The sequence below is a fragment of the Achromobacter sp. KK8 genome, from assembly GCF_054188005.1.
Genome location: NZ_CM135178.1, coordinates 557,709 through 580,237, shown reverse-complemented (window position 1 = coordinate 580,237; position 22,529 = coordinate 557,709). Strand labels below are relative to the sequence as shown.

The 22,529-nt window shown below is 68.8% G+C and carries 22 protein-coding genes; 14 read left to right on the top strand and 8 right to left on the bottom strand.

Annotated elements, in window-relative coordinates; translation table 11 throughout:
* Window positions 1–20 precede the first annotated feature (20 nt).
* Complete coding sequence (locus tag ACVN9Z_RS02800) at window positions 21–1,160, top strand: porin (RefSeq protein ID WP_020926432.1); 1,140 nt, start codon at window positions 21–23, stop codon at window positions 1,158–1,160.
* On the opposite strand, the gene ACVN9Z_RS02795 is transcribed toward ACVN9Z_RS02800, so the two are convergent.
* The 4 genes from ACVN9Z_RS02795 to ACVN9Z_RS02780 form a co-directional block, all read right to left on the bottom strand.
* Entirely contained in the window at window positions 1,150–2,241 is a 1,092-nt protein-coding gene (locus ACVN9Z_RS02795) for a 2-hydroxyacid dehydrogenase (RefSeq protein WP_458213072.1), read from the bottom strand. The genes ACVN9Z_RS02800 and ACVN9Z_RS02795 overlap by 11 nt on opposite strands.
* 15 nt (window positions 2,242–2,256) lie before the next feature.
* Window positions 2,257–3,432, bottom strand: a complete 1,176-nt coding sequence (locus ACVN9Z_RS02790; protein ID WP_054437683.1) for an enolase C-terminal domain-like protein — start codon at window positions 3,430–3,432, stop codon at window positions 2,257–2,259.
* Window positions 3,433–3,461: 29 nt separating this feature from the next.
* A complete protein-coding gene (locus ACVN9Z_RS02785; protein ID WP_054505236.1) occupies window positions 3,462–4,466 on the bottom strand; it encodes a Bug family tripartite tricarboxylate transporter substrate binding protein in 1,005 nt (334 codons plus the stop codon).
* Window positions 4,467–4,544: 78 nt separating this feature from the next.
* Window positions 4,545–5,468 carry a dihydrodipicolinate synthase family protein gene (locus ACVN9Z_RS02780; protein ID WP_049051717.1) on the bottom strand — a complete coding sequence of 308 codons (924 nt, stop codon included), beginning with the start codon at window positions 5,466–5,468 and terminating at the stop codon, window positions 4,545–4,547.
* Between the two features lie 177 nt (window positions 5,469–5,645).
* Here ACVN9Z_RS02780 and ACVN9Z_RS02775 point away from each other — a divergent pair, with 177 nt between their 5' ends.
* The 4 genes from ACVN9Z_RS02775 to ACVN9Z_RS02760 all read left to right on the top strand — a co-directional run bounded on the left by ACVN9Z_RS02775 (window position 5,646) and on the right by ACVN9Z_RS02760 (window position 8,516).
* Complete coding sequence (locus ACVN9Z_RS02775; RefSeq protein WP_172999954.1) at window positions 5,646–6,605, top strand: LysR family transcriptional regulator; 960 nt, start codon at window positions 5,646–5,648, stop codon at window positions 6,603–6,605.
* A 127-nt stretch (window positions 6,606–6,732) separates the two neighbouring features.
* A complete protein-coding gene (locus ACVN9Z_RS02770; protein ID WP_020926437.1) occupies window positions 6,733–7,320 on the top strand; it encodes a TetR/AcrR family transcriptional regulator in 588 nt (195 codons plus the stop codon).
* 90 nt (window positions 7,321–7,410) lie between these two features.
* Window positions 7,411–7,929, top strand: coding sequence for a hypothetical protein (locus ACVN9Z_RS02765; RefSeq protein ID WP_006385998.1), 519 nt, complete (start codon window positions 7,411–7,413; stop codon window positions 7,927–7,929).
* Window positions 7,926–8,516, top strand: coding sequence for a hypothetical protein (locus ACVN9Z_RS02760; protein WP_054497259.1), 591 nt, complete (start codon window positions 7,926–7,928; stop codon window positions 8,514–8,516). Before ACVN9Z_RS02765 ends, ACVN9Z_RS02760 begins: the two co-directional genes overlap by 4 nt.
* Here ACVN9Z_RS02760 and ACVN9Z_RS02755 read toward each other — a convergent pair.
* A complete protein-coding gene (locus ACVN9Z_RS02755; RefSeq protein WP_109864580.1) occupies window positions 8,453–8,875 on the bottom strand; it encodes a hypothetical protein in 423 nt (140 codons plus the stop codon). The two genes, ACVN9Z_RS02760 and ACVN9Z_RS02755, sit on opposite strands and share 64 nt — an antisense overlap.
* Window positions 8,876–9,197: 322 nt before the next feature.
* Here ACVN9Z_RS02755 and ACVN9Z_RS02750 point away from each other — a divergent pair, with 322 nt between their 5' ends.
* Window positions 9,198–10,109 (top strand): LysR family transcriptional regulator, encoded by a 912-nt coding sequence (locus ACVN9Z_RS02750; protein WP_026384067.1) that lies wholly within the window; start codon window positions 9,198–9,200, stop codon window positions 10,107–10,109.
* 7 nt (window positions 10,110–10,116) lie between these two features.
* Here ACVN9Z_RS02750 and ACVN9Z_RS02745 read toward each other — a convergent pair whose 3' ends face one another.
* Window positions 10,117–11,031, bottom strand: a complete 915-nt coding sequence (locus ACVN9Z_RS02745; protein WP_458213071.1) for a LysR family transcriptional regulator — start codon at window positions 11,029–11,031, stop codon at window positions 10,117–10,119.
* Window positions 11,032–11,104: 73 nt separating this feature from the next.
* On the opposite strand from ACVN9Z_RS02745, the gene ACVN9Z_RS02740 reads away from it, so the two are divergent.
* From ACVN9Z_RS02740 to argE, 4 genes are all read left to right on the top strand, one after another.
* A complete protein-coding gene (locus ACVN9Z_RS02740) occupies window positions 11,105–12,304 on the top strand; it encodes a pyridoxal phosphate-dependent aminotransferase (protein ID WP_026384069.1) in 1,200 nt (399 codons plus the stop codon).
* Window positions 12,305–12,410: 106 nt separating this feature from the next.
* On the top strand, window positions 12,411–14,018 hold the full coding sequence (locus ACVN9Z_RS02735) for a thiamine pyrophosphate-binding protein (protein ID WP_020926441.1): 1,608 nt from the start codon (window positions 12,411–12,413) through the stop codon (window positions 14,016–14,018).
* Window positions 14,019–14,081: 63 nt separating this feature from the next.
* A complete protein-coding gene (locus tag ACVN9Z_RS02730; protein WP_241072000.1) occupies window positions 14,082–15,044 on the top strand; it encodes a Bug family tripartite tricarboxylate transporter substrate binding protein in 963 nt (320 codons plus the stop codon).
* Window positions 15,044–16,204 carry an acetylornithine deacetylase gene (argE, locus tag ACVN9Z_RS02725; protein WP_458213070.1) on the top strand — a complete coding sequence of 387 codons (1,161 nt, stop codon included), beginning with the start codon at window positions 15,044–15,046 and terminating at the stop codon, window positions 16,202–16,204. Before ACVN9Z_RS02730 ends, argE begins: the two co-directional genes overlap by 1 nt.
* Before the next feature lie 16 nt (window positions 16,205–16,220).
* Here argE and ACVN9Z_RS02720 read toward each other — a convergent pair whose 3' ends face one another.
* Window positions 16,221–17,192, bottom strand: a complete 972-nt coding sequence (locus tag ACVN9Z_RS02720) for a DMT family transporter (protein WP_035182098.1) — start codon at window positions 17,190–17,192, stop codon at window positions 16,221–16,223.
* A gap of 171 nt (window positions 17,193–17,363) precedes the next feature.
* On the opposite strand from ACVN9Z_RS02720, the gene ACVN9Z_RS02715 reads away from it, so the two are divergent.
* From ACVN9Z_RS02715 to dsbG, 4 genes are all read left to right on the top strand, one after another.
* Entirely contained in the window at window positions 17,364–18,560 is a 1,197-nt protein-coding gene (locus ACVN9Z_RS02715; RefSeq protein ID WP_429941480.1) for a CaiB/BaiF CoA transferase family protein, read from the top strand.
* 80 nt (window positions 18,561–18,640) lie between these two features.
* Window positions 18,641–19,600: a Bug family tripartite tricarboxylate transporter substrate binding protein gene (locus ACVN9Z_RS02710; protein WP_053498215.1), complete on the top strand. Its 960-nt coding sequence runs from the start codon at window positions 18,641–18,643 to the stop codon at window positions 19,598–19,600.
* A gap of 45 nt (window positions 19,601–19,645) precedes the next feature.
* Window positions 19,646–20,851 (top strand): 3-sulfinopropanoyl-CoA desulfinase, encoded by a 1,206-nt coding sequence (acdA, locus tag ACVN9Z_RS02705; protein ID WP_058665770.1) that lies wholly within the window; start codon window positions 19,646–19,648, stop codon window positions 20,849–20,851.
* A 329-nt stretch (window positions 20,852–21,180) separates the two neighbouring features.
* Window positions 21,181–21,948, top strand: a complete 768-nt coding sequence (gene dsbG, locus ACVN9Z_RS02700) for a thiol:disulfide interchange protein DsbG (protein ID WP_020926449.1) — start codon at window positions 21,181–21,183, stop codon at window positions 21,946–21,948.
* A 16-nt stretch (window positions 21,949–21,964) separates the two neighbouring features.
* Here dsbG and ACVN9Z_RS02695 read toward each other — a convergent pair whose 3' ends face one another.
* The gene (locus ACVN9Z_RS02695) at window positions 21,965–22,441 is read right to left on the bottom strand and encodes a hypothetical protein (RefSeq protein ID WP_020926450.1); all 477 of its coding nucleotides are present in this window, start codon (window positions 22,439–22,441) and stop codon (window positions 21,965–21,967) included.
* Window positions 22,442–22,529 lie beyond the last annotated feature (88 nt).

Sequence of the window (22,529 nt, the reverse complement as noted above, 5' to 3'; positions counted from 1 at the left end):
GGCGGATCGAGGGGAAGACGATGGGCATTCCGGCCTGGAAGCTGGCCGCCTGCGCGCTGCTGTGCGCCATGGGAGCGTGCCGCGCGCAGGCGGCGGTGACGGTGTATGGCATCGTGGACGCTGGCCTGGCATACATCGACAATGGCGCGCGGCACGGCGCCAGCTCGGTGGCGATGCGGTCCGGCATACTCAGCGGCTCGCTGGTCGGGTTGCAAGGATCGGAGGAGCTTGGCGAAGGCCTGCGCGCGGTGTTCCAGCTGGAGACCGATTTCAACCTGGGCAATGGCCAGGCTGCCACGTACTACGGCGATCCCGCCAGCGCCACGGCGGCCGAGCCGCGTGGGCAACCGATAGCGGGCGGTTTCAACCGGCGCGCCTACGTCGGCGTTGAGAGCCGTCATGGCAGCTTGAGCCTGGGGCGTGACTACACGCCGCTGTACTGGTCGATGGTGGAAGTCGACCCGCTGAAGCTGGCGGGTTACGGCAACATGCAGCAGATCGTGCAATTGTCGGGCACCGGCTCCGAGCGCTTCGGCCGCGCCAGCAATGCGCTGTTCTACGCTACGCCTGTCACATCGGACGGCCTGCAACTGCGCCTGATGGGCAGCTTTGGCTCGCAAGGCTGGGGCGGTCCAGACCGACGGCCGGCCGATGCCAATCGCATGTGGGGAGCCTCGGTCGCCTACTACGCCCGCGGCGGGGCCGTGCTGACCACGGCCTACCAGCAGTTGCGCCTGCCGCGCGTGGCAGGGACGCCGCCGTTCTTCACCGGGGCGGCCGGCACCCGTCACGATCTGTTGGTGGGAGGGCGGTATCCCATGGGCAACGTGACCCTAGCTGGCGGATATTTCCGGGCTTGGCACCCCGAGCCGGGGCACGATGGCGGCACGGTTTGGGCGGGCGGAGTGATCCGGTTTGCGCGCGGTGTTCTCGCGGTCAACGTCCAGCGCGCAGTGCTGCAGCAACCGGACGGCCGCGCCCGCGCCACCGTGATCGGCGCGAGTTACGTCTATCCGGTGTCGCCCAAGATCTCGTTTTACCTGTCCTATGGCCTGTTGAACAACACGGCAGCGTCCGCGCTGACGCTGGGCGGCGTGCCGCCCGCCGGCGCGGGCGCTGACGTGCGCGCCTACGGCGCGGGCATGCGTTTCATTTTCTGAAAGGCGGCGCGGCATTCCGCGCGTGCGCCAAGCCGCCGCCACGCGCGCCATCGAGCCCGGCCAGCCGCTCGCGCCAGGCCGGCGCCGCCGAGGGATTGCATGCATGGGGCGGCAGTTCACCGGCGAGTATCGCCTCCACATTGCGCACGCAGGCCGGCGCGAACGAGGCATACAGCTCCTGGGTGTGCCCGGCCATGTGCGGGGTCAGGATGGCGTTGTCCAGTTGCCGCAGCGGGCTGTCCGGCGGCAGCGGCTCCACCTCGAACGCGTCCAGCGCAGCGCCGGCGATGAGGCCGTCGCGCAGGGCCTGGTGGACGGCGGCCTCGTCGACACAGGCGCCGCGCGCGGTGTTCAGGAGGAAGGCGCCGGGCTTCATGCGCCGCAATTCGGCCGGCCCGATCAGGTGGCGGCTGCCCAGGGTGAGCGTGGTGTGCAGGCTGACGATGTCGCTGGCCCGCAGCAAGGTATCGAGCGCGACCGCTCGCACGCCGGCCGGGACCTGCGCCGGATCCAGGCGCGGGCTGCTGGCCAGGATCTCGACGTTCCAGCCGCGCAGTCTGTCGGCCACGGCGCGCGCGATGCGGCCGAAGCCCACCAGGCCGACGGTCTTGCCTTGCAGCATCCGCGCCCGCGGCGCGGCCGGGCGGGGCGCATTGCGGCGCAGCAGGTCCTCGGTGCCGCGCAGGTCGTAGCTCAGGTTCAGCATCAGCATGATGGTGGCTTCCGCCATGCTCTGGAAATTCTCTGGCGTGGCGCCGTTGGCCACCATCAGGCCGCGCCGGCCGGCGTCGGCCAGGTCCAGCGATTCGGTGCCGATGGAGGGGAACACGACGCCGCGCAGCCGCGGCGCCGCGTCCAGCACGGCGTCGTCGATCACGACGCGCGAAGTCGCGACGATGACGTCGGCGGCGCCTACGAGTTCGCCCAGGCGTTCCGGCGGCAGCACGGTCTTGCGGCCGGGCACGGCGCGCGGGCCGCGCACCACGGTATGGCCCTGCTCGCGCAACCGCTCGGCCGCCGAGTCCAGGGCCGGATCGAGCACGAAGTCAGCGGCGATGAAAATGGTGTGGGGGGAGGGCATGGACGCTCGACCTCATCAAGGGTTGGCCGGCAAGGCGGCGAAAATGCGATAGAGCTCGGGCTGTTCCTCGAAGCCGATGCCGGGCGCGGCGGGCAACGAGGCATGGCCGTCCGCGATCGCGACTTCGCGGCCGAAGCCGCCGAACGCGCCGAACAGGCCGGGATAGGATTCCGCGCCGCCCAACCCCAAGCCGGCCGCGACGTGCAGCGACATCAGGTTGCCGCCATGCGGCATGATGTGGGCCGCCGGCACGCCGTGGCGCCCGGCCAGCCGCACCATGCGGTGGAATTCGCCAATGCCGTAGGCCAGCGGCGGATCGGGTTGCAGCACCACCCGGTGCGGCGCCGGGCCATAGCGCAGGAAGTTCTCTGCCTCTTCCTTGGAATACAGGTTCTCGCCGCCGGCGAGCATGCCGGGATACTGTTCGCTGACGGCGCGGTAGGTGTCGAAATCGGCCGGGTCGCAGGGTTCTTCCAGCCAGCGCAAGCCGTACGGCGCCACGGCCCGCGCATATGCCAGGGCGCTGTCGCGGTCGAAAGCGCAACTGGCGTCCAGCGCCAGGCGGCTGCCGTCATGCAGCAGCGCCAGCGCGGACTCGATGCGCGCCAGGTCCTGCGCCAGCGGCAGGCCGCCGGCCTTGATCTTGACATCGCGATAGCCGGCGTCGAGATACCCCTGGATCTCGTCGCGCAGCCGGGCGCGGTCGTCGGTCGGTTTGTAGAAACCGCCGCCCGCGTAGCAGGCAATGGCGCGCGGCCGCCCGGCGCCGGCAACGCCGTAGCGGCTGGCCAGGACCTGGTACAGCGGCCGGCCTTCCAGTTTGGCGGCGGCGTCCCAGAGCGCCAGTTCCAGCGTGCCCACCGCCATCGAGCGTTCCGCGTGCGCGCCGGCTTTTTCGCGGCGCAGCAGCGCGGTCGCGACGCGGGGCGGATCGAGCCGCTGCGTATCCGGGTCCAGCAGGTCGGACGGCGGCGCGGCCAGCAGGCGAGGGATGAAGCGCTCGCGCAGCGGACCGCCGCAGGCATAGCGGCCAAAGGAGTTGAAGGCGTAGCCCACCACGCGCCGACCGTCGCGGAACTGATCGGTGGCGACGGCGACGACGGTGGCCGTCATCTCGCTGAAGTCCACCCGCGCGTTGCGCAGGTCGCATTCGATCGGGATGGTCTTTTCGCAGGCATGGACGATTTTCATGGCGTGACGGGCTGGCGGTGGAGGGAGAGTCAATCAAGGGAGGCGCCGGTGCGCCGGACGATGTCGCCCCATTTCCGGTGCTCGGCGCGGATGAAGGCGCCGAACTGTTCGGGCGTTCCTTGCACGGCCGGGCTGCCGAGCCGTGCGATCTGCTCGCGCACCTCGGGCTGGTCCATGATGTCGCGCAAGGTCTGGTTGAGCCGCGAGATGACCGGCGCCGGCGTCGCCGCGGGCGCCATCAGGCCGTACCAGGCCAGCGACTCGTAGTCCGGCACGCCGGCTTCGTCCAGGGTGGGAACGTCGGGCAGCAGCGCGGAGCGCTGCTTGCTGGTGACGGCCAGGGGGCGCAGGCGGCCGCTGGTCAGGTTGGGCATGGCCGAGACCATGCTGTCGATGGCGAAGTCGATCTGGCCACCCATCAGGTCGATGGCCATCGGCGCCTGGCCCTTGTAGGGAACATGCACGGCGCGCGCTCCCGTGGTTGATTCCAACAGCGCGGAAGACAGGTGTTGGGGCGTGCCGTTGCCGGAAGAACCATAGGTGTAGCGGCCGGGGCTGGCCTTCAGTTCGGCCAGCAGCGCCTGCGCGTCGCGCGCCGGATTCGACTGGTTGACCAGCAGGACCAGCGGCACCGCCGCGACTTCAATGACGGGAGCCAGGTCGCGCAGCGGATCGTAGGGCAGCCTGGGGTAGAGCCACGGACTGATGGCCAGCGGGCCGCTGGAGGACAGCAGCAGCGTGTGGCCGTCGGGCTGCGCCTTGGCCACCACGTCGGTGCCGATGTTGCCACCGGCGCCGACACGGGCTTCGATGATGACGGGCTGGCCCAGCCGCGCTTGCAGGCGCGGCGCGAGGATGCGTGCCAGGATGTCGGATGGACCGCCTGCCGGATACTGGATCACGATGGTGATGGGCCGCGACGGATACGCGGACGCGTCGGCGTGGGCCGGCCGCGCCGACGCCGCGCCCAGCAGCAGCACAGCGGCCAGCAAGCGCGGCAACGCGTGCCGCAGGCGGGTGGGGATGAGGGTCATGATGTCTCCTTGGGTCGCGCGTCCTGCGTGGGACGCGCTGTTGTGGTGGGCCACGCCGTCGTGGCGGCGCCCGGGGGATCAGAGCGCGTCGATGGTGAACGACAGGCCCTGCAAGGCGTCGCCCAATGCTTGCCGTTGGCGCTCGTCCAGGGGCGTCAGCGGCGGGCGCAGGCGGTTCCAGCCGGCGTCGCCGGTGGCCTGCGCGATGGCGGCTTTCATGGCGGCGATCAGCGGATAGGCCGAGAACGCGCCGCGCAGCGCATTGAGCGCGTCCTGGCGGGCCTGGGCGTCGGCGTCGCGCCACGACCGCCACAGTTGCACGATGGGGCCGGGGTTGACGTTGGCGGTGGCGGAGATGCAGCCCGCGCCGCCCAGGCGCAGTGTTTCGAGCAACAGGGTTTCGGTGCCGGCGTAGACGCCGAAGCCCTCGGCGGCGAATTGTTCGAGGGTCCGCGTGGTGTAGGCCCAGTCGCCGCCGGTGTCCTTCATGCCCGCGACGACGACGGGATAACGCGTGAGCAGCCGTTCGACCAGCGCGTGCGAAAAGCCGACGTGCGCCACGGGCGGGATGTGATACAGGTAGACGCGCAGGCGCGCGTCGCCGACGCGCTCGATGAGTTCGCTGAAGAAGGCGAACAGGCCATCGTCGGTGATCGTCTTGTAGTAGAACGGCGGCAAGGCCAGCACGCCGGCGCAGCCGTGCGCCACCGCGGCGCGGCTCAGCCTGACCGCGTCGGGCAGCGCGCAGCTGCCGGTGCCGGGCAACATGCGCGCTGCGGGGACGCCGGCCTTGACCGCGGCGTCCAGCAGGTCGAGGCGTTCGTCCACCGACAGCGAATTGCCTTCCGAGTTGGTGCCGAACATCGCCAGGCCGCAGTCCTGCCGCGCCAGCCACAGGCAGAGGCGCGCGAAGCGCCGTGGATCCGGCAGCAGATCGGCGTCGAACGGCGTCAACACGGGGGCGAGGACGCCGGGCGGGCGGGGGGCGGAGGCTTGCGGCATGGACGGTTCCCGGAAAGAAGGCGGATGCCCCATCGTAGTGGCGCCGAGGCCCGCAACGGTTGCCGAATCGCCGTGCTGGTTTGCGAAATCCGCAAATCACTCGTCGGAAAAGACGTCCCTGGGAATAAAGGCCGGAAGTACACTTTCGAGGTGATTCTCTTTGAGGAATGCGCAAACATGATCGACCTCGTCGCGCTCAAGGATTTTCTGGTCCTGTGCCAGCTCAGGAGCTTCAGCCGGGCGTCCGAACGCTGCCACGTTTCGGTGTCCGGCTTGAGCCGCCGCATCCAGGGCCTGGAGCAGTGGCTCGGCGTGCCGCTGTTCGACCGTCGCAAGGCGGCGTTGGAACCGACCGACGCGGGCCTGCGCTTGCAGGCGGTGGCGACCGAGGTGGTCTATGCGCTGGAAGGCTTGCGCAAGTCGGTCCGCACCGACGCGCGTGACCGCCAGCAGCGGATCCGCTTTTGCGCGCCGCACATCATGTCGGCGGTGTTCTTCCCCGACTGGATTCCCCGCCTGCACAGCGATTTCCGGGACGCCAAATTCAGTGTCGAGTCCGACAACCTGCCGGAGTGCCTTGCCCTGCTCGACGAAGGCGCGGCCGACTATGCCGTGGCCCTGTTCGACGCCGGCGGGGCGGTGGCGCGGCGCGTCGGCCTGTCCGCCGAGGGCGGCGGACTGCGCTGGCTGGAACTGGGCGGCGAACGCCTGGTGCCGGTCAGCGCGCCCAATGCGGCGGGCCGGCCGCTTTACGACCTGGCGCGGGCCGACGGCCAGGCCATCTCGTTCCTGGGCTATGCGGACGAATGCCATCTGGGCTGGTCATTGCGCCCCTTGCTGGACGGGCTGGACCTGGACCTGCAACAGAGCCACAACGCCAGCCTTACCGACGGCTTGCGGCTCATGGCGTTGTCAGGACTGGGCGTGGCATGGCTGCCGCTGTCGCTGGTGCGCGGCGACCTGGACGCCCGCAAGCTGGTACGCGCGGGTGGCGCGGCGTTCGAGGTGCCGCTGCGCCTGCGATTGCTGCGCGGGGATGCCATCCTGGCGGAGCAGGCCGAGCGGTTGTGGCAACACCTGCAGGCGTTGGCGCGGCCGGCGGCGGACGCGCCGCTGGCCGAGCTGGTCGCGGGTTGAAGCGGCATGCTTGACAGTCAACCAACCAACTAGTAGATTGGTTGCCGTATGCAGCCGTCCGGATCCGTCCGATGCGGCTCGGGCGCCAGGGCATCTTGCCCCCCGCCAGTCACCACAGTGAATTCCCATGAGTCTGGAGCTTTCCCCCCGGGCCATCGAGATCGTCGAGCAGACCAAGCTGCTGCTTGCCGCCGGTGGATACCACGGATTCAGCTATGCCGACGTATCCGAGCGGGTGCATATCGGCAAGGCCAGTATCCATCACCATTTTCCGACCAAGGCGGAGCTGGTGCTGGCGGTCGTGGCGCGGCACCGCGCGCAGGCGCGTGAAGGCCTGGCCGGACTCGATCGGCACGTCGAGGATCCGCTGGCGCGGCTTACCGCCTATACCGAGTATTGGGCCCAGTGCATCCGCGAGGGCTCGCTGCCCATGTGCATCTGCGCGATGCTGGCTGCCGAATTGCCGCTGATTCCCCCGGAAATCGCCGACGAGGTGCGCGCGTATTTCGGCGAGTTGAGCGGCTGGCTGGCGTCGGTGCTGGAAAAGGGCGTGGCCACGGGCCATTTCCGTCTTCGTGATGGCGTCCAGGCCGAAGCGCAGGCGTTCATGTCCACCGTCCACGGCGCCATGCTGACCGCGCGGGCCGTCGGCGATCCCGACGCGTTCGCCTCGGTTACGCGCGCGGCCATCCGCCAACTGACCGCGCCTGCCTGACGATTCCCGCGATGCGCGCCGGCCGGCGCGCATTTTTTTGAACCATTAAACCTACCAACTAGTTGGTTGTTTTTCCTGGAGACTGCATCCATGCCTCATCCCATTTCCCCGCTGGGGGCTGCCCATACCCTCATCAGTCTCGTGCCCGCCATCGCGGGCCTGTACAGCTTCGCGCGTTATCGTGGAATCGACAGCGCGACAGTCGCCGGCAAGGTCTACCTGGGTGGATTGCTGGTGGCCGTGTTCACCGCCTTCGGATTGTCCAGCACCGGCGGCTTCAATGCCGGCCATGCGCTGGGCATCCTGGCGCTGCTGTCGATCGCGGGCGCCTTGCTGGCATCGCGCCTGCCGCCGCGCGTGCGGGCGCGGCCCTATCTGTCCCAGCTTGGGTTCTCGTTCAGTTTTTTCCTGATGTGGATTCCCGGCATTGCCGAAACGTTGACGCGGCTGCCGCTCTCGCATCCGCTTGCCGATGGGCCGCAATCGCCCTTGGTGCGTGGCGCGTTGGCGACGTGGCTGGCGCTGTTCGCGGTGGGCGTGGTGGCGCAGATGCTCTGGATCCGCGCGCAGCGCCGGCGCGAGCCCGCCATCCGAAGGGCATCGGCATGAGCGCCAAAGCCATTGATCCCATGGGCTCGGTCCGGATCGACGATGTCCGCGATCCCTACCGTGCCGAACGCCTGCGGGCACAGGCTCGGACCGAGCGGGCGGGCTTCGCGCGCACGCAGGCCGCGGCGTTGGCGCTCGCGCAGGCGGGGCGTTCGCAGGCCGCGGCCACGGCGGCATCGCCGCAACGCGGCGCGGGCGCCGGCAGGCCGGCCGTCGGCGTGCCCCTTGACCGGCTGGGCGATCAATACACTGCCCATTGCCTGCGCAATGCGATCCAGGCGTTCCACGACGCGCAGGCCCGCCTGCTGGCGCGGGGCATCGCGAACAACCAGGCTTTGCGCGAGGAACAGGCGGCGTTGCGCGCGCGCGCCGACGCGGCCAATGACCTTGGCACCATCCAGGGCCTGCTGCCGTTGCAGGCGCATCGTATCGCGGCGAGCCTGCCGTTGCTGCTGCCACCACCACTGGCGGTGGCCGGCGCCGCGGGCATCTCAAAGCGCGATCGCGCTTCGAGATGGATGGGTCAGGATTCGCAGGTCCATCCCGCGGGGGCGTGGTCGGCCGAAAATCGCAGCGACGGCCAGTAGCCCGGCATGAACCAGGCCGCGTCGCGCGGCGCGAGATGCAGGACGTAGCCGCCATCGGCCGCCATCACCAGGTCGGACGGCGCAAAGCCTTCCATGAAGGCGGCGGGCGCATCGTCGGGATCGCCGGCTTCGCGGCCGGCCTGCCACAGGAAGCGCAACGCGGCGTCCAGGCGCGCCGGCAGCGCTTGCGCGATGGCGCGGGCCGATGCCAGCAGCGTGGCGGTGGCCCGAGTTTCTTCCGCCAGCAACACCAGGCGCAGCCGGCCGCCGTCGGCCGACGCGCAATCCAGCCAGGTTTCCCGGGCGGGAATGCCATCATGCACGCAGGGTTGCAGCGTCGCGGATTGCGCCGTCGCCATCAGGCAGCCTCTTGGCCTTGCGGCCGCGATGATTCCCGGCGCGGCGGCGTCATGTCGCCGGACAGGCCTGCGACGTCCGCGCGTTTCACCGTGCCGCGGCGCCGGACAGGCGCTTCCAGGAATCGTTCGTGCAACTGCGTCATGCCGGCTCCGGTTCAGGGCCGCGGCGAATGGCGAAATGCCGGCGCGGTCCGCCATGATGCCATTTCCGGATCGCGCATTGAAGGCCCGCGCCGGGCAGGGGGCCGATGTATATACTCACTCGACATTTCAAGCGGCTCGTCTTCCGGCGGCCGTTCTCGATGCAAGGGGACCGTCGACAATGACAGACAAGGCCGCCAAATCCCTGTCGTTGAAGCAATTGGAACTGTTCATCGCGCTGGCGTCCTCGGACAACATCGCCAGCGCCGGCGCGCGCCTGGGGATGACGCCGTCGGCGACAAGCCATGCGCTCAAGACGCTGGAACTGACGCTGGGCGCCCCGTTGATCGACCGCAATGTCACCGGCGTCCAGCTGACCTACGCGGCGCAACAGATCCTGCCGCATGTGCGCGACGTGTTCGCGTCCCTGCAGGTGGTGCGGGCCACGGTCAGCGCCAGCGCGGGGCTGCGCGCCGGGATGCTGACGCTGGGATCGCTGGGCGCGAGTTCGTCGTTGAATATCCTTCCGCAGTTGCTGGAGATGTTCAAGGCGCGCTATCCGGGCGTCGACGTCTTCGTCACCGAAAAGCCAGATCCGGAAATGGAGCGCGCCCTGATCGAGCGCCGCATCGAGATCGGCGTGGTGGCGCTGCCCAAACCCGACTTCGACACGCTGCCCCTGGTGTCCGACGAACTCATGGTCGTGCTGCCGCAAGGGCATCCGCTGGCCAGGCTGAGCGTGATCGGCGTCAAGGACTTGGCCGCCTATCCGCTCATCATGACGCGCGCCGGCTCGCAGCCGGTGATCACGCGCATGTTCGAGCGCGCCGGCATCACGCCGCGCATCGCTCACGACCTCTCGCAGATCATGTCGATCCTGGAGTTCGTCAGGAGAGGCCAGGGCATTTCCGTGCTGGCGTCGCTGGTGTTGCCCGAGCGCTACGACGGCCTGGTTTATCGGAAGATCGGCCCCGCGGTCAAAAGGCGGATCGGACTGGCCTGTCTGAACGAACGGCGGCTTTCCCCGGCCGCCCACGCATTCTGGACCATGGTGCGCGAGGCCGCGCCCGGCATGACGTTTCCGGTGATGTGACGGCGGCTCACGCGGTTGGCGCGTGTTTTTTCCGGCTGCGCGATTTGGCCAGTTTCCAGAACGCCGCGGCCGCGGGCGACAGCCGGCTTTCGTTGAGACAGGCCAACCCGACCCTGCGGGAAGTGAGGGGCGCGATCGCCTTGTAGACCACGCCGTCGTACCTGGCCGGCAGGGCCAGCGACGCCACCACCGAAATGCCTTCGCCGCGCGCGACGAAGTCGAGGATGGAGAGCATCTGCGACAGCTCGTGGGTCACTTTGAGCGAAACGTCGGCCCGGCTGAACATCCTGGCCACCAGCCCCTGTGAACCCGCATGCGTGAGGATGAAGGGGAACTGTGCCAGCCGCCCGACTTCGATCGTGTCCAGGCTGGCCAGTTCGTGCCGCGCCGGCACCACGGCCACCAGCTCGTCGTTGGCGATCGCCACGGTGTCGAACTGCGGCTTGGGCAGCGTGACGACGCCGATTTCAAGGCGCCGCTCTATCAGGTCCTGCACGATGTCCGCGTCGGCCTTTTCGAAGACCCTCAGGTCGATGCCCGGATACAGCTTGCGAAACTGCTGCAACAGCGGCGGCAACAGCCGCAGCGACGAGCTCAGGCCGAACGAGCCGATCTTCAGCATTCCGCTTTTCAGGCCGACGCTGGCGTTGGCCGTGGCCTGGATCAGCTGCAGGGCCGCGAACACGTCGCGCACATGCGGCAGGATCTGCTCGCCCGCATGGGTCAGTTCGAGCTGCGGCGCATTGCGGTCGATCAGCAGCACGCCCAGAGTCGACTCCAGCGCGCGCAGGGCGTGGCTGGTGGCCGAGGGCGTCATGCCGATCTTGGCGCCGGCACTGGCGATGCCGTCGGCGCTGGCCAGGGACAACAGCAGTTCCAGCTGGCGCAGGGTGGGGACCTCGGGCCCGAGGGGCGAAATCATATTGAATCCAAATTCAATTGAGATTGAATCATGTGAATTCTAGACTGATTCCACCTCGTCAGGGATTCCGCCCATGTTCGCTCCCATCATCTCCGCTCTGCGCCTTTCCCCCATCCAGGTCATGGCGGAACGAACCCGCCAGGCCATCCAGCAGGGCCACAGTGTCATCGACATGACGCTCGGCGAGCCGGATTTCCCCACGCCGCAGCACATCGGCGAGGCGGCGATCCGCGCCATCCGCGATGGTGAAACCCGCTACACCCCCATCAACGGCAGCACGCGGCTGCGTGAGGCCATCGTCGCCAAGTTCAGGCGCGACAACGGCATCGACTGCTCCATTGCCGAGATCAGCGTGGGCTGTGGCGGCAAGCAGGTCATCTACCAGGCGTTCCTGGCGACCCTGAGTCCGGGCGATGAGGTCATCATGCCGGCGCCTTACTGGGCCTCCTACAGCGATATCGTCGCCATGAATGGCGGCGTTTTGCGCCCGATCATGACGTCGCCGCAGCGCGGTTATGCGCTGTCGGCGGCCGATCTGGCGGCGGCGATCGGCCCCCGGACCAAATGGCTGGTCCTGAATTCGCCCAGCAATCCCAGCGGCACCGCCTACGACCGGGCCCAACTGGCTGAATTCGCGCAGGTCATCCGCCAAAGCCCGCACCGGGATTTCTTCATTCTGGTCGACGATATCTACGAGCACATCCTGTACGACGGACGCGCCTTCCACACCCTGGCGCAGGTGGCGCCGGACCTCGCGGATCGCATCCTGACCGTCAACGGCGTGTCGAAAGCCTATGCCATGACGGGATGGCGCCTGGGCTACGCCTGCGGGCCGCGGCACCTGATCGAGGCGATGACCAAGCTGCAGATGCAGATCAATTCACACACCTCGTCCATCTCCCAGGCCGCGGCGGTGGCCGCGCTGGAAGGGCCGCAGGACGAAGTGCGGCGGCGTTGCCAGGCCTTTCAGCGCCGCCGCGACTTCCTGCATGACGCGCTTTCCGGGATCGCCGGGCTCCATACGCCGCGGCCCGAAGGCGCGTTCTACCTGTTTCCCGACGTGCGGGCCTGTCTTGGCCGCCAGGCGCCTGGCGGCGAACGCATCGCCGACGACGTGGCCCTGGCTGCCTATCTGCTCCGAGCCGGCGTCGCGGTGGTGCCCGGCTCCGGCTTCGGCATGCCGGGCTTCCTGCGGCTGTCGTACGCGACCTCGGACGAGAACCTGCGCATCGCCGCCGAACGCATGGCGTATGCCTTGGGCAACCTGACCTGAACGCCTTGCCCGATCGGCGCGGCCGGTCGGCATTCCTGCAACAAGGGGCGCGACGAGCCGACCGCATCGGCCCCGGAACCGCGTCCCGCTTTTTTCTGGATCATCCATGTCTACCGTTTCCCAGATCATCGGCCAGCGTCTTTATGAGGCGGGGTGCCGGCACGCGTTCGGCATCCCGGGAGGGGAGGTGCTGTCGGTCATGCGCGGCCTGGACGAAGCCGGCGTGAAGTTCACGCTGGTCAAGCACGAGAACTCCGGCGGCTTCATGGCCGAAGGCGCGTTTCATCGGTCCGGCGCGCCCGGCGTGCTGATCGCGACGCTGGGGCCGGGCGTCGCCAACGCCGTCAACGTGGTCGCCAACGCGCTGCAGGACCGGGTGCCGATGTTGTTCATCACCGGCTGCGTCGACGAGGACGAGGCCGCTACCTATACGCATCAGGTGTTCGACCACGCGGCATTGATGCGGCCGATCACCAAGGCATCGCTGCGCATGTCCGCCGGCGCCGCGCAGGCCATCATCGACAAGGCGCTCGCCATCGCCATGGACGACCCGCCGGGGCCGGTGCACGTGGATGTGCCGATTTCGGTTGCCCTGCAGGAAGTCATGCCCGCCAGGGGCGCGCGGCGCGTGCCGCCGGCGCCGGTGGCGCCGGCCGATACGGACCGCTTCCAGCAAGCCCGCGCCTGGCTGGCGGCGGCCAGGCGGCCCGTGATCATCGCCGGGGTCGAGGCCCTGCATCATCACGCGCAGGCGCAGGTCGAGGCGCTGGTGCGGGAGTTGAGGATTCCGCTGATCACGACCTACAAGGGCAAGGGCATCGTGGACGAGCGCAGCGACATGGTGATCGGCGGCATGGGGCTGTCGCCATTGGCAGACCAGGTCGTGCTGCCGCTCGTCCGCGAGGCCGACGTGGTCCTGCTGGCCGGCTACGACCCGATCGAGATGCGCGTGGGATGGCGCAATGTCTGGGCCGACGACGCGCGGGTGATCGAGGTGTCCGCGACCCGCAACACCCATTACATGCACCAGTCGGCGATCTCGTTCGTCGGCGATATCAGGCACAGCCTGGCCGCGCTGGGCGCCGGGCTGGCGGGGCAGTCGCAATGGACCGAAGGCGCCGTCGCCGACATCAAGCGCGCCATCGCCGCCATCTACCGCGCCGACGAGGAATGGGGGCCGGCCGCGATCGTCGATGTGGCGCGGGCGTTGCTGCCCGCGAACACCGTGGCCTCGGTCGACAGCGGCGCGCATCGCATCCTGTTGTCGCAAGTGTGGCAATGCCATGAACCGCGGACCCTGATGCAGTCCTCGGCGCTGTGCACCATGGGCTGCTCGCTGCCGCTGGGCATCGGCGCCAAGCTGGCCGAGCCCGAACGGCCGGTGGCCGTGTTCACCGGCGACGCGTGCCTGGAAATGACGCTGGGCGAACTGGCGACGGCCCGCGACGCGCGGGCGCCGGTGATCGTCTTCGTCTTTGCCGACGAATCCCTGTCGCTGATCGAGATCAAGCAGCGCGCCAACGGCCTGCCCAACCTGGGCGTGGATTTCGCGGGCACCGATTTCGCCGGCGTGGCGCGCGCCATGGGCGGCCTGGGATTCGAGGTCGGCAGCCGCGCCGAACTTGCCGCCGCGATCCGCGAGTCGCTGGCGTCGGATCGCTTTGCATTGATCTCGTGCCGCATCCCGAGAAAGGCCTACGACGGCCGCATCTGACCGCTGTTTCGACGACCAAGCCCCTGCAAGAGGGGCTTTTTCATAACCGGAAGGGGAAAACACATGAAGCGCCGTCATTTCATCCAGGCTTGCGCGTTGTCGCTGGCCGCCGCGTCGCGGGTCCAGGCCCAGGACCGCGTCATCCGTATCGTCGTGCCTTTCGCGCCGGGGGGCTCGGCGGACCTGATCCCGCGCCTCATCGCGGGGGCGCTGGCGGAGCGCCTCGGGCAGAGCGTCATTGTCGAAAACAGGCCGGGCGCCGGCGGCGCGGTGGGCGCCCTGCATGTATCGCGCGCGGCGCCGGACGGGCTGACATTGGGGGTGGCCACGGTCAGTACGCATGCGATCCAGCCCGCCGTCTCGGCCAGGCCCGGCTACCAGCCCCTGCGCGATTTTTCCCCCATCTCCAATCTGGCCGACGTCCCCAACATCGTGTCGATCAATCCGCGACTGCCTGCCGCCAATCTGGTGGAGTTCGTCGCGCTGGCCAGGCGCAAGGACGGCGACCTGATGTTCGGATCGCCGGGCGTTGGCTCGCTTGGGCACATGATGGGCGAACTCCTGGCGCAGACGACCGGCGCGCGCCTGCGGCACGTGCCGTACCGCGGCGCGGGGCCGGCCTTGCAGGACGCGATCGCCGGCCACGTCGACGTGCTGTGCGACAACCTGCCGGCCTCGCTGCCGCACGTGCTGGGCGGACGCTTGCGCGCGCTGGCGGTCGCCTGGCCGGGGCGTGTCGCCCAACTGCCCGACGTGCCGACATTTGCCGAGGCCGGCATCCCGGCGCTCAACGATCCCGCGTGGTTCGGCCTGGTCGGTCCGGCGGGCATGCCTCCCGCTTTGGTGGCGGCCTTGCAGGAAGCGGTCGTGGCGGCATTGAAACGGCCGGAGGTCGCCGCCCGGATCGTGGAATTGGGCGCCGTGCCGCGCGCCAATGCGCCGGAGGAATTCTCCAGGCAGATCGGCGCCGAACTTGAAAAATGGCGGTCGGTGGCGAAACGCGCCAACATTTCCCTGGAGGCGTGATGGCACTCCCTCTCCTTGATGGCCTGCACGCGACCTTGTCGTGGCTGGGGCGGCTGGTGGCATGCGAGACGGTGTCGGGCACGGCATCGAACCTGCCGTTGCTGGAGATGGTCGAGGAGGCCTTGCGCGGGCTGGGGTTCCGCATCCGCTACACCTACAGTCCGGATGGGCGGCGCGCCAACTTGTATGCCAGTCACGGCGGCGATGTCGGCGGCATCCTGTTGTCCGGGCATACCGACGTGGTGCCGGTGGCCGGCCAGGAATGGTCGCGCGCGCCGTTCGAGCTGTCGCGCGAGGGCGAACGGGTCTACGGCCGAGGCGTATGCGACATGAAGGGATTTCTCGCCTGCGTGCTGTCGGTGCTGGAACGGCTCGACCTGAAGGCCCTGAAGCGGCCCGTGCATGTGGCCTTCACCTTCGATGAGGAGATCGGCTGCATCGGCGTGCGCAGTCTGCTGGAAGATCTGCGCGGACTCGGCATCCGGCCCGACGCCTGCGTGGTGGGTGAGCCGACCGGAATGGCGGTGGTGCGCGCCCACAAGGGGCGGCACGCGCTGCGGTGCCGCGTGCTTGGCCGCGCGGCGCATTCGTCCCTGAGCGGCCTGGGCGTGAACGCGGCGCAAGTGGCCTGCGCCCTGGTGGCGGAAATCACGGAGCAGGCCGGGCAGCTGGCGCAGCGGGAGGTGGACGAGGATTTCTACGTGCCGTTCTCCACCATGGCGGTCTGCCGCGTGCACGCGGGGCAGGCGGCCAACGTCATCCCGGAAAGCGCCGAATTCGACTTCGACCTGCGTTTTCTTCCCGGCGTCGATCCCGATGCCGTGCTGGCGCCGATCCACGCGCGCGCGGCCGAACTGCAGCGACGCATGCGCGACAAGGTCGAGGCCTCGCGGGTCGACGTCTTCCGCCGCACCGCGGTGCCGGCGCTGGTATCCCGGCGCGACGAGGACGGCATCGTCGCGCGCCTGTTCCAGGCGGGGGCGGGCAAGGGCGGCCACGTGGCGTTCACCACCGAAGCGGGCCTGTATCAGGCCGCGGGCATCCCGACGGTGGTGTGCGGGCCGGGCGATATCGCCCAGGCCCACACCGCGGACGAGTTCATCGCGGTGGAGCAGTTGGCGTTGTGTGAAGCGGTCCTGGCGCGCCTGCTGGCGCAATGAGGCCGGCGGACGGAATTCAGGGTTTGCCGCCCGGCGCGCCTTCGCGCGCTGCGCGGGCCAGGCGCTGGCCGCGCAGTTCCGCCCGGCGCCGGCCGACATGCATGAGCGCCATGCCGGAAATGGCCAGGGCGGCGCCGAGGAACAGGCTCTTGCTGGTGGGTTCGTCCAGCCACAGGCTGGAGAACAGCACGCCGAACACGGGCACCAGCGTGATGTAGCCCGAGGCCGCGCCGGCGCCCAGCGCTTTGACGCCCTCGAAGTACCAGGCATAGGCGACGGCCGTGGCGCCGAAGGCCAGGGCCAGCAGGCTGACCCAGGCATCCGCCGGCGCGCCGCGCAGCGCGCCCCAGGCGGCGGTGCCTTCGAATCCGATGCTGGCCAGCAGGAGCAGCAAGGCGCCGATCACGGTGGTGACCGTGGTGGTGGTCAATGCGTCCACGCCCTTGAGCACCAGCCGGCCGATCAGCGTGTACGCGACCCAGCAGGCCACGCAGCCCAGCAGCAACAGCTCGCCGATGCCGACCGAGCCGGGCAGGGCGGCGCTCGGTCCGTTGCCGCTGATCGCGATGTAGGCGCCGATGGCCGACAGGACCATGCCCGCCAGGATCGCCGGGTTCAGGTGCTCCCTGAACAGGATGGCCGCCAGCAGCAGCGTGGCGCCGGGATTGAGCGTCACCACGATGGCGGCCTTGCCGGCCGGCACCAGCTGCAGGCTCAGCATGAAGAAGGTCGAGTAGCCGAATACGCCCGCCATGGCCGCGGCGGCCAGGCCGAGCCACTGGTTGCGCGTCAGTTTCTTCAGGTCGCGCAGCGCGGACGCGCGATGCATCCAAAGCACCAGCACCACGCTGGCGAACAGGAACCGCAGGCTGGCCGCGGCCAGCGGGGCCATCGCCTGCGCAACGACCTTGCCCCAGGACCACGATGCGCCCCAGAGCGCCGCCATGCCGACCAGGCGCAGGTGCGTGGCCATCAACGTATTTTTCATTTGTGCTTCGAAGGTGAGGAGGCGGTGGCGGCGAATCGGGACGATGCAAGCGTAGTGCGTCGTGGTGGCGTTGGCAACGTCAATTCGCGCGGGGCGTTCTTGAAAAAAATCTCAATTGAAGGTGAAGGGGCCGAATTCTAGACTGCCTCGACATCAATCGTGGAGACAGGCATGCAGTCGATGATCCCCGGCACGCTCGACGGCGTGCGCATTCTTGACCTTTCGCGCATTCTGGCCGGTCCCAGCGCCACCCAGCTGCTGGGCGATCTGGGCGCGGACGTGGTCAAGGTGGAGAAGCCCGGGGAGGGCGATGATACGCGCAAATGGGGGCCGCCCTACGTTGTCGGCAAGGATGGCCGCGACACGGACGAGAGCGCCTACTACCTCAGCGCCAATCGCAACAAGCGCTCGATCGCCATCGACATCGCCACCGAGGACGGGCGCGCGCTGCTGCACCGCCTGCTGGCCCGGGCCGATGTGCTGGTGGAAAACTACAAGGTCGGCGGATTGGCCAGGCATGGACTGGACTATCCCAGCCTGCGCCAGCGCTATCCCGGCCTGGTGTATTGCTCGGTCACCGGCTTCGGCCAGACCGGCCCCTACGCCCGGCGCGCAGGCTATGACTTCCTGATCCAGGGCATGGGCGGCATCATGAGCCTGACCGGCGAGACCGACGGCACGCCGATGAAGGTGGGCGTCGGTATCGCCGACGTCATGACGGGCATGTACGCGGCGGTCGGCATCCTGGCGGCGTTGCGCCATCGCGACGCGACCGGAGAAGGGCAGCAGATCGACATTTCGCTGCTGGACAGCCAGATCGCCTGGCTGGTGAACGCGGGCACCAATTACCTCGCCAGTGCAGAGGTCCCGAAGCGGCTGGCCAACGGCCATCCGAACATCGTGCCGTACCAGGTGTTCGAGACGGCCGACGGGCCGATGATCCTGGCGGTCGGCAACGATGGGCAATTCCGGCGCTTCTGCGAGGTCGCCGGCATCGAAGCGGTGGCGCGGGACGAGCGCTACGGCACCAACGTCGCGCGGGTCCGGCACCGAGAGGCCGTTTGTGAAGCCGTGCAGGCGGCGCTGCGCACCCGCCCGCGCCAATACTGGCTGCAATCGCTGGAGGCCGTGAACGTGCCGTGCGGACCGGTCAACGATCTGCGCGAGGTGTTCGAGGATCCGCATGTGCAGGAACGCGGCGCCCATCTGCGCATGCCCTGCGACTGGGCGCGCGATGGCGCGGTGAGCCTGCTGGCCAACCCCTTGAAGCTGTCGCGCACGCCGGTGTCGTACCGGCGTGCGCCGCCGCGCCTGAACGAGCACGTCGACGAGATCCTGCGCGATTGGGGCGGCGGCGCGCGGGCATAGCGCCCGCGGCCGCGGGCCGGTATCCGAAGCAGAAGCAATCAGGCCCCGATCCGAGGGCCGATCCACCAGAGGAGACAGACATGGACAGGAGACAGTTGTTGTTGCTTGCCGCGGCCGCCCCGTTCGGCAGGGCGCTGGCCGCCAGCGGATACCCCTCGCAGACGATACGGCTGGTCGCGCCGTATGCGCCGGGCGGCACCGTGGACATTCTTTCGCGGCAGCTGGCCGAGCCACTGCGCGCCGGATTGGGCCAATCGGTGATCGTCGAGAACCGTGGCGGCGCGGGCGGGACCCTGGGCGCGGACGCGGTCGCCAAGGCCAGGCCGGACGGCTACACCATTCTCTTCGGGGCGGTGCACCATGCGATCGCGCAGTCGGTCTATCCGAAGCTGGGCTACGACATCCGCGAGATGTCCGCGGTGGGTTTCCTGGGACGGGTCAATCATGCGCTCATCGTCAACAAGGACCTGCCGGCCGGCAATGTGGCGGAACTGGTCAGGCTGCTGAAGGCGGACCCGGAGAAGTACAGCTACGCCACCCCGGGCGCCGGCACCATGCAGCACCTGATGGCGGAGTACTTCAAGAGCGTGACCGGCACCCGGATGATGCATGTGCCGTATCGCGGCTCGGCGCCGGCCATCGTCGACATCATCGCCGGCAACGTGCACATGATGTTCGAGACCATGCCGTCGGCCATCCAGCACATCCGGGCCGGCAGCGTCCGCGCCATCGCGGTTACGTCCAAGGACCGGTCGGCCAGCCTTCCCGACGTCCCCACCGCCGCGGAAAGCGGCGCCGAGAACTACGACGCGACCAGCTGGTACGGCATCTATGCGCCGCCCGGCACTCCCGCGGATACGGTCGCGTCGCTGAACCGGGCCATCAACGGCGCCTTTGCCGACGCGCCGTTCGCGCGGCGATGGGTGGAGCTGGGCGCGGACGCCGGCGGCGGCACGCCCGCCGAGCTGGCGCAGTTGACCCGGGCCGAGGTCGCGCGTTGGGCGCAAGTCGCGCGCAACGCCAACATCAAAGTGGGCTGAGCGGCGCGCGCTGCGCTTTTTTTTCAGCGGCAATCAGGAGAAATCATGGTGGTACTTTCGAAGGAACAAGCGGCGCTGCGGCAGCGCGCCCGGGAGCTGGCCCAGCAGGCGTTCAAGCCGACCGCGGCGCACACCGACCAGAGCGAGCAGTATCCGTGGGACAACGTGCGCCAGCTGTGCGACCAGGGGTTCATGGGGATGACCATCCCCCGTGAGTACGGCGGCCAGGGGCTCGGCCACCAGGACACGATCATCGTGGTCGAGGAAATGGCGAAGGCGTGCGCGACCATGGGTCGGATCACGGTCGAGGCCAACATGGGCGCGATCGGCGCCATCATGCGGTACGGCACGCATGAACAGAAGCAGCGGGCCGCGGCCTGCGTGCTGGCGGGCGACAAGCCGGCCATCTGCATCTCGGAGCCGCAGGCGGGCAGCGCCGCCAGCGAGATGGCGACGCGGGCCGTGCGGCATGGCGACGACTATCTCATCAACGGCGAGAAGTACTGGATCACCGGCGGCGGCGTTTCGCGCCTGCACCTGATATTCGCCCGCGTCATCGAAGACGGGGTCGACCAGGGCATCGGCGCGTTCATCCACATCAAGGACGATCCCGCCCTCCAGGACGGGCTGGCGGTCACGCAGCGGTCCTACGCCATGGGGGTCAGGGGCATCCCGGAGACCTATCTGCGCTTCACCGACCTGAAGGTGCCCAGGTCCATGCTGGTCGTGCCGCCCGAAGGACTCAAGCGCGGGTTCGCGGGGTTGATGCAGGCATACAACGCGCAGCGCGTCGGCGCCGGCACCGTGGCGCTGGGCATTGCGCAGGGCGCTTTCGAAGAGGCAGTGGCATACGTGAAGCAACGCCACCAGTTCGGCCGCCCCATTGCCGAATTCCAGGGCTTGCAGTGGATGATCTCGGACATGGCCATCCAGCTCAACTGCGCGCGGCACATGCTGTACGCCGCGGCCAACAGCGGCACGCCGGAGACTTTCGGCTTTCCGGACATCTCGCTGGCCGCGCAGGCCAAGATCGTGGCGGCCGAGACCGCGCAACGCGTCACCAACGACGCCTTGCAGCTGCATGGCTCGTCCGGCTATGGGCGCGACCTGCCGCTGGAACGCCACGTGCGCGACGCGCGCATGTTCACCATCGCGGGCGGCACCGCGCAGATCCTGCGCACCCAGGTGGCGTCATCGATCCTGGGGATGAAGCTGCCACAGACGCGCGACGGCTATATCCGGGGGCGGTGACGGCATCGCGGTCCGGCCCGGGCCTGGCGGGATTTTGTTGCAATTGTCATGGATTGCCGCCCGGCCCCAGGCATAACGGTGTTGAATCTGTCGCGGAACAGGAACTGGGGAGTCTGGCGTGCCGCTAGAGTTCGCTCCGATCGAGTCGGCATTCATGGAGACGCTGCAGCAGGCCGGCCTTGTATGACTGGATGACAGTGCTGTGGGTATCATTGATTCCCTTGGCGTTGGCGCTGGCCGCATTGGCGGCCAGCGTCGCTGGCGCGCGGCGGCCCGGATAGCCTTTCGCGCGGCCGCGCCATCCCCCGATTTCAGCAACAGGAGTCCCCATGATTCGTCCGCATGCGCCCAGCCGCATCCTTTTCGCCCTGGCCGCCATGCTTGCCGCCGCCGGCAGCCAGGCCCAGGATCGGCCCGCCGTGCTCAAGGCGCTGGAGACGCGCGGCCTGCGCGTGGTGCAGGAATTCAAGGTCGACGGCAACCTGCGCGCCTTCGCCGGCGTGGCTGGCGACCAGCCCGTGGCGATCTATGTCACCCCCGATGGCAACGCCATCGTCGGCGCGCGCCTGGATGCCCAGGGCAAGCCGCTTGACGATGCCAGGATCGAGGCCCTGGTCAGCAAGCCGATGGGCGACCAGGCCTGGGCGCAGCTGGAAAAATCGACGTGGGTGCTCGACGGCCGGAAGGACGCGCCGCGCATCATCTACACCTTCAGCGATGCCAATTGCCCCTATTGCCACAAGTTCTGGGAAGCCGCGCGTCCGTGGGTGGATTCCGGCAAGGTGCAATTGCGGCATGTGCTGGTGGGCGTGATCCGGCAGGACAGTCCCGCCAAGGCCGCCGCCATCCTGGGCGCCGCCGATCCGTCTGCCGCGTTGATCGAGAACGAACACAAGTTCGACAAGGGCGGCATCACGCCTGCCAAGAGCGTGCCCGACAACATCGGCAAGATCCTCGACGACAACCAGGCGCTGATGGTGTCGCTGGGCTTTCGCGGCACGCCAGGCATCGTCGTGCGCGACGACAGCGGCGCGCTCAAGAAGTACAACGGCATGCCGCAGGCCGGCAAGCTGGCCGAGGTGTTCGGGCCGCGCTGACGCGGCCGCGCCTGGTTCAGTACGCGCCGGCGGGCAGGACGTCCGCGAGATACGCCCCGGGGTCCGGCGCCGGATTCAGCATATGCCGTACCCAGGCGTCGCGCTCGTGCGCGGTAACCACCAGTTCCCAGACGCAGGCCAGCGCTGGCGCCTGCACCGGCGCGTAGTGGCCGGGACGCGCGAGCGGCGCCGACAGCATGCGCTGGCAGGCGATGCCGCCCGTGATCCACCAGTCCACCAGCAGCCATACGGCTTCCTGGCCCACATGCACCATGCAGAAGCCCAGGCCATGGCTGCGGGCGTCCTGCGCGTGTTCGGCCAGCGCCACGCCCGCGGCCGCGCGCGCCGCGGCGGCGAGCGCGGCATCCAGCAAGGGCGCCGGATGGCGCGCATCGTGATGAATGGCGTAGGCCTTGAGGATGTGGCCGGCCAGATTCCAATTGCCCAGTGGTTCGAAGCGCCGCGGCAGATAGGGTTCGGGGGGATGGGTCATGAGAGCCGGCCGGTGGAAGGACGAGGCCATTCTACTTTGCCATCGGCCAAGGACAGTTACCGCTACTCACCACTTCCTGTCTTTTGCG